Below are 14,266 nucleotides of genomic sequence, written 5' to 3'. Positions count from 1 at the left end.
ATAAAAAAGTTAAAAATTTTCACCGCACTTTGCTTATTGCTTAACGCTCGCAATATAAAGTGCGGTTGTTTTTTATGAGAAATTTGTTTATGGAACAAGCAAAAGCATTTCCAACAATCGGTATTGTCGCAGGTGAAGTTTCTGGGGATATTTTAGGCGCAGGGCTAATGCGCAGCCTGAAAATCCGTTATCCTAACGCTCGTTTTATCGGCATTGCTGGTAAACAAATGTTGGCGGAAGGTTGCGAAACCTTGGTGGATATGGAAGAAATTGCCGTAATGGGCTTAGCAGAAGTGGTAAAACATTTGCCCCGCTTGCTGAAAATTCGTCGCCAAGTTATCGACAAAATGTTGCAAGAAAAGCCCGATGTATTTATCGGCATCGATGCACCCGATTTCAATCTTGACATTGAACTTAAACTCAAACAACAAGGCATCAAAACCATTCATTACGTCAGCCCATCGGTGTGGGCGTGGCGACAAAATCGCATTCACAAAATTGCACGCACCACCAACCTTGTTCTCGCATTTTTACCTTTTGAAAAAGCCTTTTACGATCGTTTCAACGTGCCTTGCCGTTTTATCGGACACACAATGGCAGACGCCATTCCGTTAAAACCTGATCGCCTTGCCGCTTGTCAAATGCTTAATATTGATCCACGACAACGCTATTTAGCGATGCTGGTTGGCAGCCGTGGCTCAGAAGTGGAATTCCTTGCCGAACCTTTCTTGCAAACTGCATTATTGCTGAAGGAACAGTATCCAGATGTGCAATTTCTCGTGCCTTTGGTGAATGAAAAACGCCGCCAACAATTTGAACAAATCAAAGCGAAGATTGCTCCTGATTTAGAAATGATCTTGCTTGATGGCCAAGCACGCTCCGCAATGATCGCCGCTCAAGCCACCTTGCTGGCTTCAGGCACAGCAGCATTAGAATGTATGCTATGCAAATCGCCAATGGTCGTGGGCTACAAAATGAAGCCATTCACTTATTTCCTAGCCAAACGCTTGGTGAAAACCCCTTATATTTCATTACCGAATTTACTGGCGAATGAAATGCTCGTGCCAGAAATGATCCAGCAAGATTGCACCGCAGAAAAATTAGTAGAAAAGCTCGCCCCTTATTTTTCTACAGAAGAAAGTGCGGTGCAAAATCGCCATAGTTTAGTGCAACACTTTATTGATCTGCATAAAATGATCCAATGCGATGCGGACAAACAAGCCGCCGAAGCGGTGATTGAATTATTGCAAGGGGAAAAACAATGAGCGAATTTGTCTATCCTGATTATGAACTGGTCGCAGGCGTTGATGAAGTAGGACGCGGGCCTTTAGTGGGCGCAGTGGTAACCGCCGCAGTGATTTTAGATCCGAACAATCCCATTGAAGGCTTAACCGACAGCAAAAAGCTCTCGCACAAAAAACGCCTTGCCTTAGCCGAAGAAATTAAACAAAAAGCCAAAACTTGGGCGCTAGGGCGCGCTGAACCCGAAGAAATTGACGAACTCAATATTTTGCACGCTACAATGCTAGCGATGCAACGCGCAGTCAATCAGCTTAAAATCACACCGCACTTTGTGCTAGTGGACGGCAACCGCATCCCCCCATTGCCAATGCCCGCCCAAGCGGTGGTGAAAGGGGACAACCTAGTGGCAGAAATCAGCGCCGCCTCCATTCTTGCCAAAGTCGCCCGCGATTTAGAAATGGAAGAACTGGATAAACGCTATCCCCAATACGCCTTCGCCCAACACAAAGGCTACCCAACAAAATTACATTTAGAAAAACTGGCAGAACACGGCCCCTTACCCCAACACCGCCGAAGTTTTTCCCCAGTAAAAAAACTGATTACAGAATAAAGTGCGGTCATTTTTTCCAAAAAATTTAGAAAAATCGCACCGCACTTCTATTTTTAAACTATTTATAAGGGCAACTAGACAAGTTTTTCCCGTCCAAATTGCCCGAATGAAGAAAGAATTTTTAGAAAAGTAACGCCTGAACGCAGCGTAGCGAGTATGGGCTTACTTTTCGTAAAGAAAATTTTATTGTAATGAGGAAAAGCAATGCTCGCAAAATTTCTTACTTCCAGACAAGGCGTTTTGCCGCAGACAGTACGCTAGTACGGCAAGGCAAAACAACGCCGTATGGAAGTAAAAGAAATTTAGCGATAGTAGGGGAATATTTTCTTTGCTTACGTTCCTTTTGGGAACGCAAAAGAAAGTAAGTCGCTCAACGAGCGAAACCCGTTATATCAACAAAGAAAACCGTAATCAACCAAATAATAAACAAAACGACCAAAACCTTAACCACGGAGACCCTAATGCCCACAATCACCAATATGCCCCTTGTTAGCGTTGTGATTTTTCTTGCCATCGCTGTACTCTTGTTTATCCACAACAAAATCCGAATGGACGTTATCGCCCTATTGGTAATGCTTGCTTTTTGTGTGAGTGGCATTTTGAGCGTGCAGGAAGTTTTTGCCGGATTTAGTGATCCGAATATTATTTTGATTGCCTTGCTGTTTATTGTCGGGGAAGCCTTGGTGCGCACTGGCGTAGCCTATCAAGTGAGTGAATGGCTGATGAAAGCAGCGAAAAATAGCGAAACCCGTGTGTTGATTTTAGTGATGTTAGCGGTAGCAGGGTTGGGATCCTTTATGAGTTCCGTGGGGATTGTGGCGATTTTTATCCCTGTGGTATTGGTGATTTGTCGCCAAATGGACATTTCGCCAAGACGCCTGATGATGCCATTGAGTATGGCTGGGTTAATCAGCGGTATGATGACCTTAATCGCCACCGCCCCAAATTTGGTGATTAACGCAGAATTAATCCATCTCACCAAGCAGCGTTTTGATTTCTTTTCTTTCACGCCTATTGGCATTGTGATTTTGTTGCTTGGTATTGTGTATATGTTGGTGGCTCGCCGCTGGTTGGGGCAAGCGGAAAATGAAGAAAGCGAGAGCGTGAATCGTCATTCCATTCAAGATCTGATTGAAGATTATCAATTGCAAGCACGCACCAAACGTTTTGTAGTGCGAGCAGGATCGGATTTTATCGGGCAGCCCTTAGAAGCCTTGCATCTGCGATCTAATTATGCCTTGAACGTGCTGGCGATTGAGCGTTGGAAGCGTTTTCGTCCAAGATTTCTAGCGGATTCCTTAGGGAAAATCGAAATTCGTGAAAAAGATATTTTGCTGATTGATTGTGCTGATCCTGAGCTAGATATTAATGAATTTTGCCAACAACATCAGCTTGAGCCAACAGAGTTGCGCCCTTACCACTTTGAACAACAAGCCAAGTTTATGGGAATGGTGGAAATCACGCCAATTCCTGAAGGGGATTATCTCGGCAAGACGGTAGCAGAAATTGGTTTTCGTTCACGTTTTGGTTTAAATGTGGTGGGAATTAAACGCAATAATGAGATTTTGACAGGCAGTTTGATTGAGCTGCCATTAAAGATCGGCGATTTGCTGCTGGTGGTGGGATCGTGGAAATTGATCCAAGCAATGCGTAATAAAACAAAAGCCTTTTTCGTACTCGATTATCCTGCGGAAATTGAACGCGCCGCCCCTGCGCAAAGCCAAGCGCCTTATGCCATTTTATCCATTGTAACGATGGTGGCATTAATGGTAACAGGCGTTGTGCCGAATGTGGTTGCCGCACTCATCGCCTGTTTAATGTTAGCCAAATTCCGCTGTGTAGATGCCAAAAGTGCTTATGCCTCTATCCACTGGTCGAGCTTGATTTTAATTGTGGGAATGATGCCATTTTCCACCGCACTACAAAAAACAGGCGGGATTAATTTAATCGTAGAATTTATGATTAACACCGTAGGGGGAATGGGTAAACATTGGATTTTAATCAGCTTGTTTACCCTGACTGCGGTGATTGGTCTGTTTATTTCTAACACCGCCACTGCGATTTTAATGGCGCCGATAGCCATCACAATGGCGCAGCATTTACAGCTTTCCCCCTTGCCTTTCGCAATGACGGTGGCGATCGCTTCCTCTGCCGCCTTTATGACCCCGATTTCTTCGCCCGTAAACACAATGGTGCTGGGCGCAGGGAATTATAAATTTGGTGATTTTGTTAAAATTGGTGTACCTTTTACTTTGCTAGTTATGTTGGCAACGGTGTTTCTTGTTCCAGTATTATTTCCGTTTAAATAAGGATAAATAATGAGCATTTACGATTTAAAACCGAAGTTTCAAAATTTACTGCGTCCAACGGTGGTGAAGTTAGAACGCAAAGGCGTTACGGCGAACCAAGTTACACTTGCCGCTTGTGGGATTTCAGTCATTTTAGGCTTATTTTTGACCGCACTTTCTGCTGTGCATTGGCTGTTTATTTTAATTCCTATTTGGCTTTTTGTGCGAATGGCACTCAATGCCATTGACGGAATGTTAGCGCGAGAATTTCAGCAAAAATCGCGTTTAGGCGGTTATCTTAATGAAATTACCGATGTGGTTTCTGATGCGGCGTTGTATCTGCCTTTTGCTTTTATCGCCCCTTTTGATCCCCTTGTTATCGGGCTGATTATTTGGCTCGCCGCCTTAACAGAATTTTGTGGTGTGTTAGGGCAAGTGCAAGGGCAAACACGCCGTTATGACGGGCCTTTGGGAAAAAGTGATCGTGCCTTTTTATTTGGCTTATTAGGATTGATTTATACCTTTATGCCGATTTTACCAACGTGGTTTTACGCGCTCGCTTGGCTTGTCGTCGCGTTGTTAATTTTAACTTGCGTGAAACGCGTGAAGTCAGGGTTGGTGGAAAGCAAGGCTTTAGATCAGAATGTTGAAAATCACGCAGAAAACCGCACAGACAATGAAAGTGCGGTGCAATTTTCCGCAGAAAATGCTACGCAACAAAAATCAGAGGAGAATGAAAATGCTCGCTAAACTGGTTGATTTTCTTTTATGTCGTTTTACCTCTTTTATTACAGGTGTTCGTCCTGCAAAGAATATCGCCCTGCTTTCGGCAGATAAGCCAAGGCTTTATTACGCCAATCACAACAGCCACGGAGATTTTATTTTATTCTGGGTGTCTTTGCCTTATGAAGTGCGCAAGAAAACCCGTCCTGTGGCTGGTGCGGATTATTGGACGAAAGGCAAAATTCGCCGTTTCCTTGCGGAGAAGGTGTTTAATATGCTGTTGATCGAGCGCGGCGGCAATGATCCTAAAGCCGTAACAGAACAAATTAGCCAAGCGCTGCAAGAAAATTCGTTGATTATTTTTCCCGAAGGCACAAGAAAAACCAATGATGATCTTGCCCTTCAGCCTTTTAAAAGTGGTTTATATTATTTAGCCAAAGCCAATCCCAATGTGGATCTTGTGCCAGTTTGGATCAGCAATACCCATAATTTATTGCCGAAAGGCTTTATTCTGCCAATTCCTTTGCTGTGTGATCTATATTTGGGCGAGCCGATTCATTGGCAGCCGCAAGAAGATAAAACGCAATTTCTAGCGCAAGCAGAGCAGGCCTTGCTTAGCCTTAACCCGAAACATCAAGGAGCATAAAATGGAAATGTGGAATTTATTTTGGGGGTTAATTTGCACCTTGCTATTGGCATCGGGCATTGGTTATGCGCTGAAATGGAAAGTAGGTTTTTCCACGCCCCATTCGGTGATAGACAACCTAAACGCACGCATTAATGCGTGGTGGGTGATGATTTTAATTATCTTCGCCGCCGCTTATCTCGGTTTTTATGGCGTATTGGGCTTATTTTTTATCGTTTCTTTTATGGCGTTACGGGAATTTTTATCGCTGATTGAAATTCGCCGTGGCGATCATCTTGCTTTAGTAGCCTGCTTTTATTTCATTTTGCCTTTGCAATATTACTTTGTCGCGGTGGATTGGTTTAGTATGTTCAGTATTTTTATTCCTGTTTATGCGTTCCTATTTTTACCGATTTTATCCGCGTTACTAGGCGACACGGCACATTTTTTAGATCGTTCAAGCAAAGTGCAATGGGCGGTGATGATTTCTGTGTTCTGCATTTCGCATATTCCTGCCATTCTCACCCTAAATATTGCAGGATTTGAAGGCAAAAGTTTATTATTAATGATCTTTTTGATCTTGATTGTGCAAGCGAGCGATGTGTTGCAATATGTATGGGGAAAATTATTCGGTAAACATAAAATTGCACCAACCTTATCCCCGTCCAAAACCGTAGAGGGTTTTGTCGGTGGAGTATTGAGCGCTTCAGCATTGGGTGGATTGCTTTCTTGGCTAACGCCGTTTAGTGCCGTGCAAGCTACCTTAATTAGCTTGGTTATTTGTTTAATGGGCTTTTTAGGTGGTCTGGTGATGCCAGCAATGAAACGCAGTATGGGCGTGAAAGATTGGGGCAATATGATAAGTGGACACGGTGGAATGTTAGATCGTATGGATAGCCTATGCTTTGCCGCACCGATTTTCTTCCATATTGTGAGATATTATTGGATTTAATAAAAAACAGAGGAAAAAATGACCGCACTTTTAAAAATTGGCTTAGTTTCTGTATCGGATCGTGCCTCTCAAGGCGTGTATCAAGATCAAGGCATTCCCGAATTACAAAAATGGCTGGAGCAAGCCTTGGTTGATCCTTTTGCAGTGGAAAGCCGTTTAATCCCCGATGAACAGCCCATTATTGAGCAAACCCTATGCGAATTAGTGGACGTGCATCATTGCCATTTGGTGCTAACCACGGGGGGAACAGGGCCAGCCAAGCGTGATGTTACCCCTGATGCCACCTTGGCTGTGGCAGACCGAGAAATGCCGGGCTTTGGTGAACAAATGCGTCAAGTGAGTTTGCATTTTGTGCCAACGGCGATTTTATCGCGTCAAGTAGGGGTTATCCGCAAAAATAGCCTAATTTTAAACTTACCGGGGCAGCCAAAGGCCATTAAAGAAACCTTAGAGGGCGTGAAAGATGAGCAAGGCAATGTACTCGTTAAGGGCATTTTTTCTGCCGTGCCTTATTGTTTACAGCTGATTGACGGTATTTATATTGATACCAAACCAGAAGTTATCGCCAGCTTTAGGCCAAAATCTGCCAGACGTGAAAGCTAATTCCTGTGAGAAAATCAAAATGAAAAAAATTGAAGCAATTATTAAACCGTTTAAACTTGATGATGTGCGTGAAACCTTATCTGATATTGGGATCACAGGAATGACCGTAACCGAAGTGCGTGGTTTTGGACGCCAAAAAGGGCATACAGAGCTGTATCGTGGCGCAGAATATATGGTGGATTTTCTACCAAAAGTCAAAATGGAAATTGTGATCCCTGATGAGCTTGCAGAGCAATGTATTCAAGCCATTATGGAAACCGCACAAACAGGCAAAATTGGCGATGGCAAAATTTTTGTCTATGATGTTGAACGTGTGATCCGTATCCGCACAGGCGAAGAAAACGAGGAAGCGGTGTAATGGATAAGCGTTTGCCGATCAGCCAGTTATTAATGGCGTTGTCTGCCTTAGTGATAATTCTGGCTGGCGTGAAATTGGCAGGGGAAATTGTCGTGCCATTTTTACTTTCCCTGTTTATCGCCATTATTTGCTCGCCTGTTGTGAAGTTTATGACGGCACGCAAAGTGCCGCATTGGTTGGCGCTTACTTTACTGTTTTTGATGATTTTGACGGTGTTTTTCTTTCTTGTCAGCCTTATCAACAGCACTGCGCGAGAGTTCAGCCAATCGATCCCGCAATATCGCTTATTGCTTTCACAGCGCCTTAATGATCTCGCGATAATCACGCAGGGCTTGCATTTGCCCGTTGCTGATTTACGACAACAAATTATGGATCATTTTGATCCCGCAATGATAATGAATTTCGCCAGCGGATTTTTACTTAGTTTCTCTGGCGTGGTAACTAACGTCTTTGTGCTGTTTTTAGTGGTTTTATTTATGCTATTAGAAGCGCCCACCGCCAAACATAAATTTGCCGTGGCGTTCAGCAAGCCGAACCAAGTGGCGCAATATGAAGGCTACATTGATCGCATTCTCAAAGGTGTAATGGATTATCTTGGCGTGAAAACCTTCACCAGTTTTTTAACTGGTTTAGGCGTATTTATTTTGCTGAAAATTTTTGGCGTGCAATATGCCATTTTATGGGCAACGCTCAGTTTTCTACTCAATTATGTCCCGAATATCGGCTCAATTATCGCCGCCATTCCCATTATCGTGCAAGCCTTATTGCTTAATGGCTTTTTCACTGGCATAGGCGTTACTATTGGCGTTATTAGCCTAAATATGATCATCGGCAACGTACTAGAACCTAAAATGATGGGGAAAACTCTTGGACTTTCCACTCTTGTGGTGTTTCTCTCCCTTTTATTCTGGGGCTGGCTACTCGGCTCAGTCGGAATGTTCCTTTCCGTCCCCCTCACAATGGTGCTAAAAATCGCCCTCGAAGCCAGTCCAGATACGGTGAAATATGCTGCGTTGCTGGGTGAAACTCAACTGGCTAAAGAGCAAGATTAATGTAAAACGAAAAATAAATAGGCGAATATTGCGTTCGCCTATTTATTGTGCTGTTTTATGTTCGCTAATTATCAGTAAAAAATTCCCAAAAATCCCACCGCACTTTGTTTTTGAGATTTTATTGTTTTCTCTAAAATTTTTGCGATCGCTATCGCAAAGAAAGTGCGGTGGTTTTTCTTTTATTTTTCTTTTGGCTAAAATAGCGTTCAGGTTAGGCTGAAATTGCTAGATTAATCAAATAGAACTCTGTACAATCGCAACTCATTTTTTAAGCGGTAGAAACTTTCTTAATTTATAGCGGGTAAACTTAGCCTGAAAAAGCGAAAAAGTTTAGCTATATCAATGCCGTAATGTGTAATAACGAGGCTTTATGTTAGAACAGAATACAACTCAACAAGAAGGCTGCCAGCCTTCAGCAGAACCTAAGAAAAAAATCAATTTAATGAATTTAACACGTCAGCAAATGCGTGAATTTTTTCAAGAATTAGGGGAAAAACCGTTTCGTGCGGATCAATTAGTCAAATGGATTTACCATTTTGGTGAAGACAATTTTGACAATATGACCAATATTAACAAGAAGTTACGCGAAAAATTAAAAGCCGTAGCGGAAATTAAAGCGCCAGAAGTGGCGGTGGAGCAGCGCTCTGCGGACGGCACAATCAAATGGGCAATGCAGGTGGGCGATCAGCAGGTGGAAACCGTGTATATTCCTGAAGCCGATCGTGCAACTCTTTGTGTGTCTTCCCAAGTGGGCTGTGCGCTAGCTTGTACTTTTTGTTCCACCGCGCAACAAGGGTTTAACCGCAATTTAACCGTATCAGAAATTATCGGACAAGTGTGGCGAGCGTCAAAAATCATTGGTAATTTTGGTGTAACGGGTGTGCGTCCTATCACGAATGTGGTGATGATGGGAATGGGCGAGCCTTTGCTTAACGTGGCAAATGTTGTGCCAGCTATGGAAATTATGCTTGATGATTTTGCTTATGGTTTATCGAAGCGCCGTGTTACCCTTTCCACTTCAGGGGTTGTGCCTGCGTTGGATAAATTGAGCGAAATGATTGACGTGGCATTGGCGATTTCTTTACACGCACCAAATGATGAATTGCGTGATGAAATCGTACCACTTAATAAAAAATATAACATCAAAACCTTGATTGATTCTGTTAATCGTTATTTATCGGTGTCCAACGCTAATCACGGTAAAGTAACCATTGAATATGTGATGTTGGATCACGTTAATGATAGCGTAGAACACGCGCATCAGTTAGCGGAGGTGCTGAAAAATACACCTTGCAAGATCAATTTGATCCCTTGGAATCCGTTCCCTGAAGCGCCTTATGCAAAAAGTTCTAATACGCGTATTGATCGCTTCCAGAAAACGCTGATGGAGTATGGCTTTACGGTGATTGTGCGTAAAACTCGTGGTGATGATATTGATGCCGCCTGCGGACAGTTAGCCGGTGATGTGATTGACCGCACGAAACGCACCGCACAGAAAAAGCGTTTTGGCAGCCCAATTAATGCAGTGCAAGTGCAATAAGTAGAAATTATTAACAAAGGAGAGAGAAAAATGAAAATGCATCAATGTTATCTAGTTATGCTTTTTTCTCTCTTGCTTTGCGCTTGCGCTTCACCACAAACAAGCAAAGAAGATTTTGACAAGCAACAAGCCGCGAAAGCCAGAGTGGAGCTGGGCATTGGCTATTTAGAACAGCGAGAGCTTAGTTTAGCCAAACAAAATTTGGATAAAGCGTTGGCTTATGCGCCTAATTATTATTTAGTGCATTCTGCATTGGCTTATTTTTATCAATTACAAGGCGATAATGGGCGTGCAGAAAACGCCTATTTAACCGCGTTAAAATTAGATGATAAACAAGGTAACGTGTTCAATAATTACGCCGTGTTTTTATGCAAACAAGGCCGTTTTACACAAGCCTATCAGCAATTTCAACAAGCCTTAAATTCACCCAATTATTATCAACAAACGGATACTTACGAAAATCTCGCCCTTTGCGCTTTAGCAGAAAAAAATACCGCACTTTATCAACAGTATCGGGAATTGCTAGAAAAAGCAGTACCAGCCCGTGCCAAATTGCTGCCTTCAATTGTGGGTCAACAATAAATTTCTCTTAGGTTTTTGGGAAAATTAAAGCCATTTTTCATTACCGATTTGCATCACCCGATTTTCTTTCTTAATTCGTAAGAAATTCATTGATTAATGGTTGCAAAACAGGAATGACAACTTTAAACTTTACCTTTTGAATTTTAACGCTGAGTGCCTTGATTTTCGCATTTTGTTAATGTGTCGCGCTGAGTGAAATCCTACAATTAAATTTTAAGAGAATTCCTTATGGCAACCTCAAATGAGAACCAAGAAACCATTCAACAAAGTTTAGGCGAACATTTTCGCCAAGCGCGAGAAGCATTAAATTTATCGTTAGAGGATGTTTCTAAACAGCTTAATTTACGTCCTTCAATTTTAGAACGTTTGGAAAATAATGAGTTTACTCATAGCTCTATTTCAGCAACTTACATCAAAGGCTATATCCGCAATTACGCAAAATATTTGCGTTTACCAGAAAGTCTTTGGACGTCCGTAGTAAATTCCCTTGAGGAAACAACGAAAAATGATTTAACTCGTGGCGTGCGCGCGACTCAAGCTGTGAATGAATATTCTTCACATAACCGTTGGATCGGTTGGGTATCGGCGGTTGTGGTTATTGCGTTATTAGCTGTAACGGCACTTTGGTGGTGGGAAAACTATCAAAAATCCAATGCAGAACGTGATGATTTAGTGCAAAACTATGTGGAAACACAGCACACGCAAAATAATTCAACTTCACAAGAAAACCTGATTGTGCCTACACCTAAGCCGATCGAAGTAGAAAAAACAGCACAAAATCCTACCGCACTTTCTCAACCTGTTGCGGTAGAACAAATTACGCCAGTGGAAGAAAATAACACAAGTGCAAAAACGAGTGTAGAAAATGCGCAGCCGCAGATGGCAGCAGCTCAATCAGTGAATGTTGAAAATACTGATCGTCAAGCGGCGCAATCTGAAACTTCAGCACAGCTATTACAATCAGAGATGAATAAAATTAATGCGGGTGAAAATCTCAGTACAATGGAAAGTGCGGTGGAAAATTCTGAAATTTCTACGCCAGCAATGAATAGTGTACTGCGTATTGAAATTACTGGTGCGAGCTGCTGGGTTCGTGTACGTGATGCAAATCGTAAAGTGTTAGCGGAAAAACTTTATAAACAAGGTGAAGTACTTAATTTTAACCAACAAACTACTTATGATTTGACTATTGGCGCACCGGGTAGCGTAAAAATTACCTATAAAGGTGAGGCTTATCCGCTTAAAGTTGATGGCCGTGTCGCTAAATTCAAATTGCAATAAGCAAAGAGATCATAATGTCGTCATTTAAACCGAATATTAAACGTCGTGAATCGACAAAAATTTATGTGGGCAATGTTCCCGTAGGGGGCGATGCACCTATTGCCGTGCAATCTATGACTAACACACGCACCACGGACGTAGAAGCCACAGTGGCACAAATTAAAGCCCTTGAACGTGTTGGGGCGGATATTGTGCGGGTTTCTGTACCTACAATGGATGCAGCAGAAGCGTTTAAATTAATCAAGCAACAAGTGAATGTGCCATTAGTGGCGGATATTCATTTTGATTATCGTATTGCTTTGAAAGTGGCGGAATATGGCGTGGATTGTTTGCGTATTAACCCCGGTAATATTGGGCGTGAAGATCGCATTCGTGCCGTGGTGGATTGTGCCAAAGATAAGAATATTCCTATTCGTATTGGGGTTAATGCGGGATCATTGGAGCGTGATATTCAAGAAAAATTTGGTGAGCCAACGCCTGAAGCCTTGCTCGAAAGTGCCTTACGCCACGTTGAAATTTTGGATCGGCTTAATTTCGATCAGTTTAAAGTGAGCGTGAAAGCCTCAGATGTGTTTCTTGCGGTAGAAAGTTACCGTTTATTGGCAAAAGCGATCAAACAGCCGTTGCATTTAGGCATTACCGAAGCTGGTGGTGCAAGAGCGGGGGCGGTGAAATCTGCAGTGGGGCTTGGAATGTTGCTCGCTGAAGGAATTGGCGACACCTTACGCGTTTCTTTAGCCGCTGATCCTGTAGAAGAAATTAAAGTGGGCTTTGATATTTTGAAATCCTTGCGTATCCGCTCTCGTGGAATTAATTTCATCGCTTGCCCAACCTGTTCTCGTCAAGAATTTGATGTGATCGGCACAGTGAACGCCCTTGAACAACGCCTTGAAGATATTATCACCCCAATGGACGTTTCCATTATTGGCTGTGTGGTGAATGGGCCGGGCGAAGCACTGGTATCAGATCTTGGTGTTACGGGTGGCAACAAGAAAAGCGGTTATTATGTTGATGGCGAACGCCAAAAAGAACGTTTTGATAATGAAGATCTAATCAATCAATTAGAAGCAAAGATTCGTGCTAAAGTGGCACAACAAGATCCAAAAAATCGAATTATTTAAGGAAAATATTGTGGCGAAAACAATTCAAGCAATTCGTGGAATGAATGATTGTTCCCCAACGGAAAGCCCGTTGTGGCAATGGGTGGAAAGCAAGGTTCGTAATGTTTTACAAAGTTATGGTTATTCTGAAGTACGTATGCCGATTGTGGAAAGCACCCCGCTTTTTGCGCGTGCTATCGGTGAAGTTACCGATGTGGTTTCTAAAGAAATGTACACCTTTTGGGATAATGATGAACAGCTTACCCTCCGCCCTGAAGGAACAGCGGGCTGTGTGCGTGCGGCGATTGAACACGGCTGGATCTATAATAATGAGCAACGTTTGTGGTATCTCGGGCCAATGTTCCGCCACGAACGTCCGCAGAAAGGCCGTTATCGTCAATTCCATCAAGCAGGTGTGGAAGTGTTTGGGATCGCCAATCCAGAAATTGATGCGGAACTCATTTTATTAACGGCTCGCTTGTGGAAAGAACTTGGTATCGATCAACACGTTAGCTTACAACTCAATTCTATCGGCTCTTTAGAAGCACGCAAAAATTATCGCTCTGCGTTGGTTGAATTTTTACAGCAGCACATTGATTTGCTTAGTGAAGAAGAAAAAGAACGCTTAGAAAAAAATCCATTACGGATTTTAGACAGCAAAAATCAAGCCCTGCAACAAGTGCTAAACGACGCGCCTAAATTATTAGATTACCTTGATGAAGAAAGTCGCGAGCATCTCGCTCAGCTATGTGCCTTGCTTGATGCAATGGGGATTGCTTATGAGGTGAATCCAAAATTAGTGCGTGGTTTGGATTATTACAACAAAACTGTGTTTGAATGGGTAACCAGCGCACTTGGCGCGCAAGGTACAGTGTGTGGTGGAGGCCGTTATGATGGCTTAGTCGAACAGCTTGGTGGACACGCCACCACAGGCGTGGGCTTTGCAATGGGCTTAGAGCGTTTAGTATTATTGGTGCAAGAAGTGAATCAGCATATTGATCTACCAAATGCAGTGGATATTTATGTGGTTCATACGGGAGAAGGCACGACCTTGCCGGCTTTCCAATTGTCTGAAAAACTTCGCACAAATTTACCGCACTTACGCACAATGACCCATTGTAGCGGTGGAAATTTCAAGAAACAGTTTAAGCGCGCAGATAAAGTGGGCGCCAAATTTGCCCTTGTTATTGGTGAAAGTGAAGCACAAAATCAGCAAGTGGTGGTCAAAGATTTGCTTGGTGGCGAACAGCAAGTTTTAGCGCAAGCTGATGTGGTAGATTTTTTTAAAAATATATTTGAATAAGGAAAAA

At 42.8% G+C, this 14,266-nt stretch carries 14 protein-coding genes; all 14 read left to right on the top strand.

All coding sequences use genetic code 11. The annotated features are described in order from the left end of the window. Window positions 1-89 precede the first annotated feature (89 nt). Entirely contained in the window at window positions 90-1,265 is a 1,176-nt protein-coding gene (lpxB, locus tag ACNAV8_RS04995; RefSeq protein WP_415777316.1) for a lipid-A-disaccharide synthase, read from the top strand. Further along, window positions 1,262-1,852, top strand: a complete 591-nt coding sequence (gene rnhB / locus ACNAV8_RS04990; RefSeq protein ID WP_103854811.1) for a ribonuclease HII — start codon at window positions 1,262-1,264, stop codon at window positions 1,850-1,852. Before lpxB ends, rnhB begins: the two co-directional genes overlap by 4 nt. A gap of 461 nt (window positions 1,853-2,313) precedes the next feature. Beyond that, window positions 2,314-4,161 carry an SLC13 family permease gene (locus ACNAV8_RS04985; protein ID WP_103854810.1) on the top strand — a complete coding sequence of 616 codons (1,848 nt, stop codon included), beginning with the start codon at window positions 2,314-2,316 and terminating at the stop codon, window positions 4,159-4,161. A 9-nt stretch (window positions 4,162-4,170) separates the two neighbouring features. Further along, window positions 4,171-4,890 carry a CDP-alcohol phosphatidyltransferase family protein gene (locus tag ACNAV8_RS04980; protein WP_103854809.1) on the top strand — a complete coding sequence of 240 codons (720 nt, stop codon included), beginning with the start codon at window positions 4,171-4,173 and terminating at the stop codon, window positions 4,888-4,890. Further along, window positions 4,880-5,509 (top strand): lysophospholipid acyltransferase family protein, encoded by a 630-nt coding sequence (locus ACNAV8_RS04975; protein WP_411606798.1) that lies wholly within the window; start codon window positions 4,880-4,882, stop codon window positions 5,507-5,509. Before ACNAV8_RS04980 ends, ACNAV8_RS04975 begins: the two co-directional genes overlap by 11 nt. Window position 5,510: 1 nt before the next feature. Next, a complete protein-coding gene (locus ACNAV8_RS04970; protein WP_415777315.1) occupies window positions 5,511-6,440 on the top strand; it encodes a phosphatidate cytidylyltransferase in 930 nt (309 codons plus the stop codon). Window positions 6,441-6,458: 18 nt separating this feature from the next. After that, window positions 6,459-7,043: a molybdopterin adenylyltransferase gene (gene mog, locus ACNAV8_RS04965; RefSeq protein ID WP_415777314.1), complete on the top strand. Its 585-nt coding sequence runs from the start codon at window positions 6,459-6,461 to the stop codon at window positions 7,041-7,043. A gap of 19 nt (window positions 7,044-7,062) precedes the next feature. After that, window positions 7,063-7,401, top strand: a complete 339-nt coding sequence (glnB, locus tag ACNAV8_RS04960; RefSeq protein WP_103854008.1) for a nitrogen regulatory protein P-II — start codon at window positions 7,063-7,065, stop codon at window positions 7,399-7,401. Next, the gene (locus tag ACNAV8_RS04955; protein WP_415777313.1) at window positions 7,401-8,453 is read left to right on the top strand and encodes an AI-2E family transporter; all 1,053 of its coding nucleotides are present in this window, start codon (window positions 7,401-7,403) and stop codon (window positions 8,451-8,453) included. Before glnB ends, ACNAV8_RS04955 begins: the two co-directional genes overlap by 1 nt. Window positions 8,454-8,823: 370 nt before the next feature. Continuing rightward, on the top strand, window positions 8,824-9,993 hold the full coding sequence (gene rlmN / locus ACNAV8_RS04950) for a dual-specificity RNA methyltransferase RlmN (protein WP_115249936.1): 1,170 nt from the start codon (window positions 8,824-8,826) through the stop codon (window positions 9,991-9,993). A 30-nt stretch (window positions 9,994-10,023) separates the two neighbouring features. Next, window positions 10,024-10,575 (top strand): type IV pilus biogenesis/stability protein PilW, encoded by a 552-nt coding sequence (gene pilW / locus ACNAV8_RS04945; RefSeq protein WP_415777312.1) that lies wholly within the window; start codon window positions 10,024-10,026, stop codon window positions 10,573-10,575. A 228-nt stretch (window positions 10,576-10,803) separates the two neighbouring features. Beyond that, on the top strand, window positions 10,804-11,856 hold the full coding sequence (locus tag ACNAV8_RS04940; protein ID WP_415777311.1) for a RodZ domain-containing protein: 1,053 nt from the start codon (window positions 10,804-10,806) through the stop codon (window positions 11,854-11,856). 14 nt (window positions 11,857-11,870) lie between these two features. Next, a complete protein-coding gene (ispG, locus tag ACNAV8_RS04935; protein WP_103854016.1) occupies window positions 11,871-12,977 on the top strand; it encodes a flavodoxin-dependent (E)-4-hydroxy-3-methylbut-2-enyl-diphosphate synthase in 1,107 nt (368 codons plus the stop codon). Between the two features lie 10 nt (window positions 12,978-12,987). Further along, window positions 12,988-14,259: a histidine--tRNA ligase gene (gene hisS / locus ACNAV8_RS04930; protein WP_415777310.1), complete on the top strand. Its 1,272-nt coding sequence runs from the start codon at window positions 12,988-12,990 to the stop codon at window positions 14,257-14,259. Window positions 14,260-14,266 lie beyond the last annotated feature (7 nt).

Origin of the sequence: Avibacterium endocarditidis (assembly GCF_965138825.1) — a bacterium.
In the GTDB taxonomy this organism is placed as follows: domain Bacteria; phylum Pseudomonadota; class Gammaproteobacteria; order Enterobacterales; family Pasteurellaceae; genus Avibacterium; species Avibacterium endocarditidis.
The sequence above is the reverse complement of the archived record's forward strand: the minus strand, read 5'-3'. Positions and strand labels throughout refer to the sequence as shown.

What these genes read in the sequence shown, in the direction of transcription:
- ACNAV8_RS04940 (WP_415777311.1), top strand. Translation starts at nt 10,804, where the DNA reads ATGGCAACCTCAAATGAGAACCAAGAAACCATTCAACAAAGTTTAGGC.
- rlmN (WP_115249936.1), top strand. Translation starts at nt 8,824, where the DNA reads ATGTTAGAACAGAATACAACTCAACAAGAAGGCTGCCAGCCTTCAGCA.
- ACNAV8_RS04955 (WP_415777313.1), top strand. Translation starts at nt 7,401, where the DNA reads ATGGATAAGCGTTTGCCGATCAGCCAGTTATTAATGGCGTTGTCTGCC.
- rnhB (WP_103854811.1), top strand. Translation starts at nt 1,262, where the DNA reads ATGAGCGAATTTGTCTATCCTGATTATGAACTGGTCGCAGGCGTTGAT.
- ACNAV8_RS04985 (WP_103854810.1), top strand. Translation starts at nt 2,314, where the DNA reads ATGCCCACAATCACCAATATGCCCCTTGTTAGCGTTGTGATTTTTCTT.
- lpxB (WP_415777316.1), top strand. Translation starts at nt 90, where the DNA reads ATGGAACAAGCAAAAGCATTTCCAACAATCGGTATTGTCGCAGGTGAA.
- ACNAV8_RS04970 (WP_415777315.1), top strand. Translation starts at nt 5,511, where the DNA reads ATGGAAATGTGGAATTTATTTTGGGGGTTAATTTGCACCTTGCTATTG.
- ispG (WP_103854016.1), top strand. Translation starts at nt 11,871, where the DNA reads ATGTCGTCATTTAAACCGAATATTAAACGTCGTGAATCGACAAAAATT.
- glnB (WP_103854008.1), top strand. Translation starts at nt 7,063, where the DNA reads ATGAAAAAAATTGAAGCAATTATTAAACCGTTTAAACTTGATGATGTG.
- ACNAV8_RS04975 (WP_411606798.1), top strand. Translation starts at nt 4,880, where the DNA reads ATGCTCGCTAAACTGGTTGATTTTCTTTTATGTCGTTTTACCTCTTTT.
- ACNAV8_RS04980 (WP_103854809.1), top strand. Translation starts at nt 4,171, where the DNA reads ATGAGCATTTACGATTTAAAACCGAAGTTTCAAAATTTACTGCGTCCA.
- pilW (WP_415777312.1), top strand. Translation starts at nt 10,024, where the DNA reads ATGAAAATGCATCAATGTTATCTAGTTATGCTTTTTTCTCTCTTGCTT.
- mog (WP_415777314.1), top strand. Translation starts at nt 6,459, where the DNA reads ATGACCGCACTTTTAAAAATTGGCTTAGTTTCTGTATCGGATCGTGCC.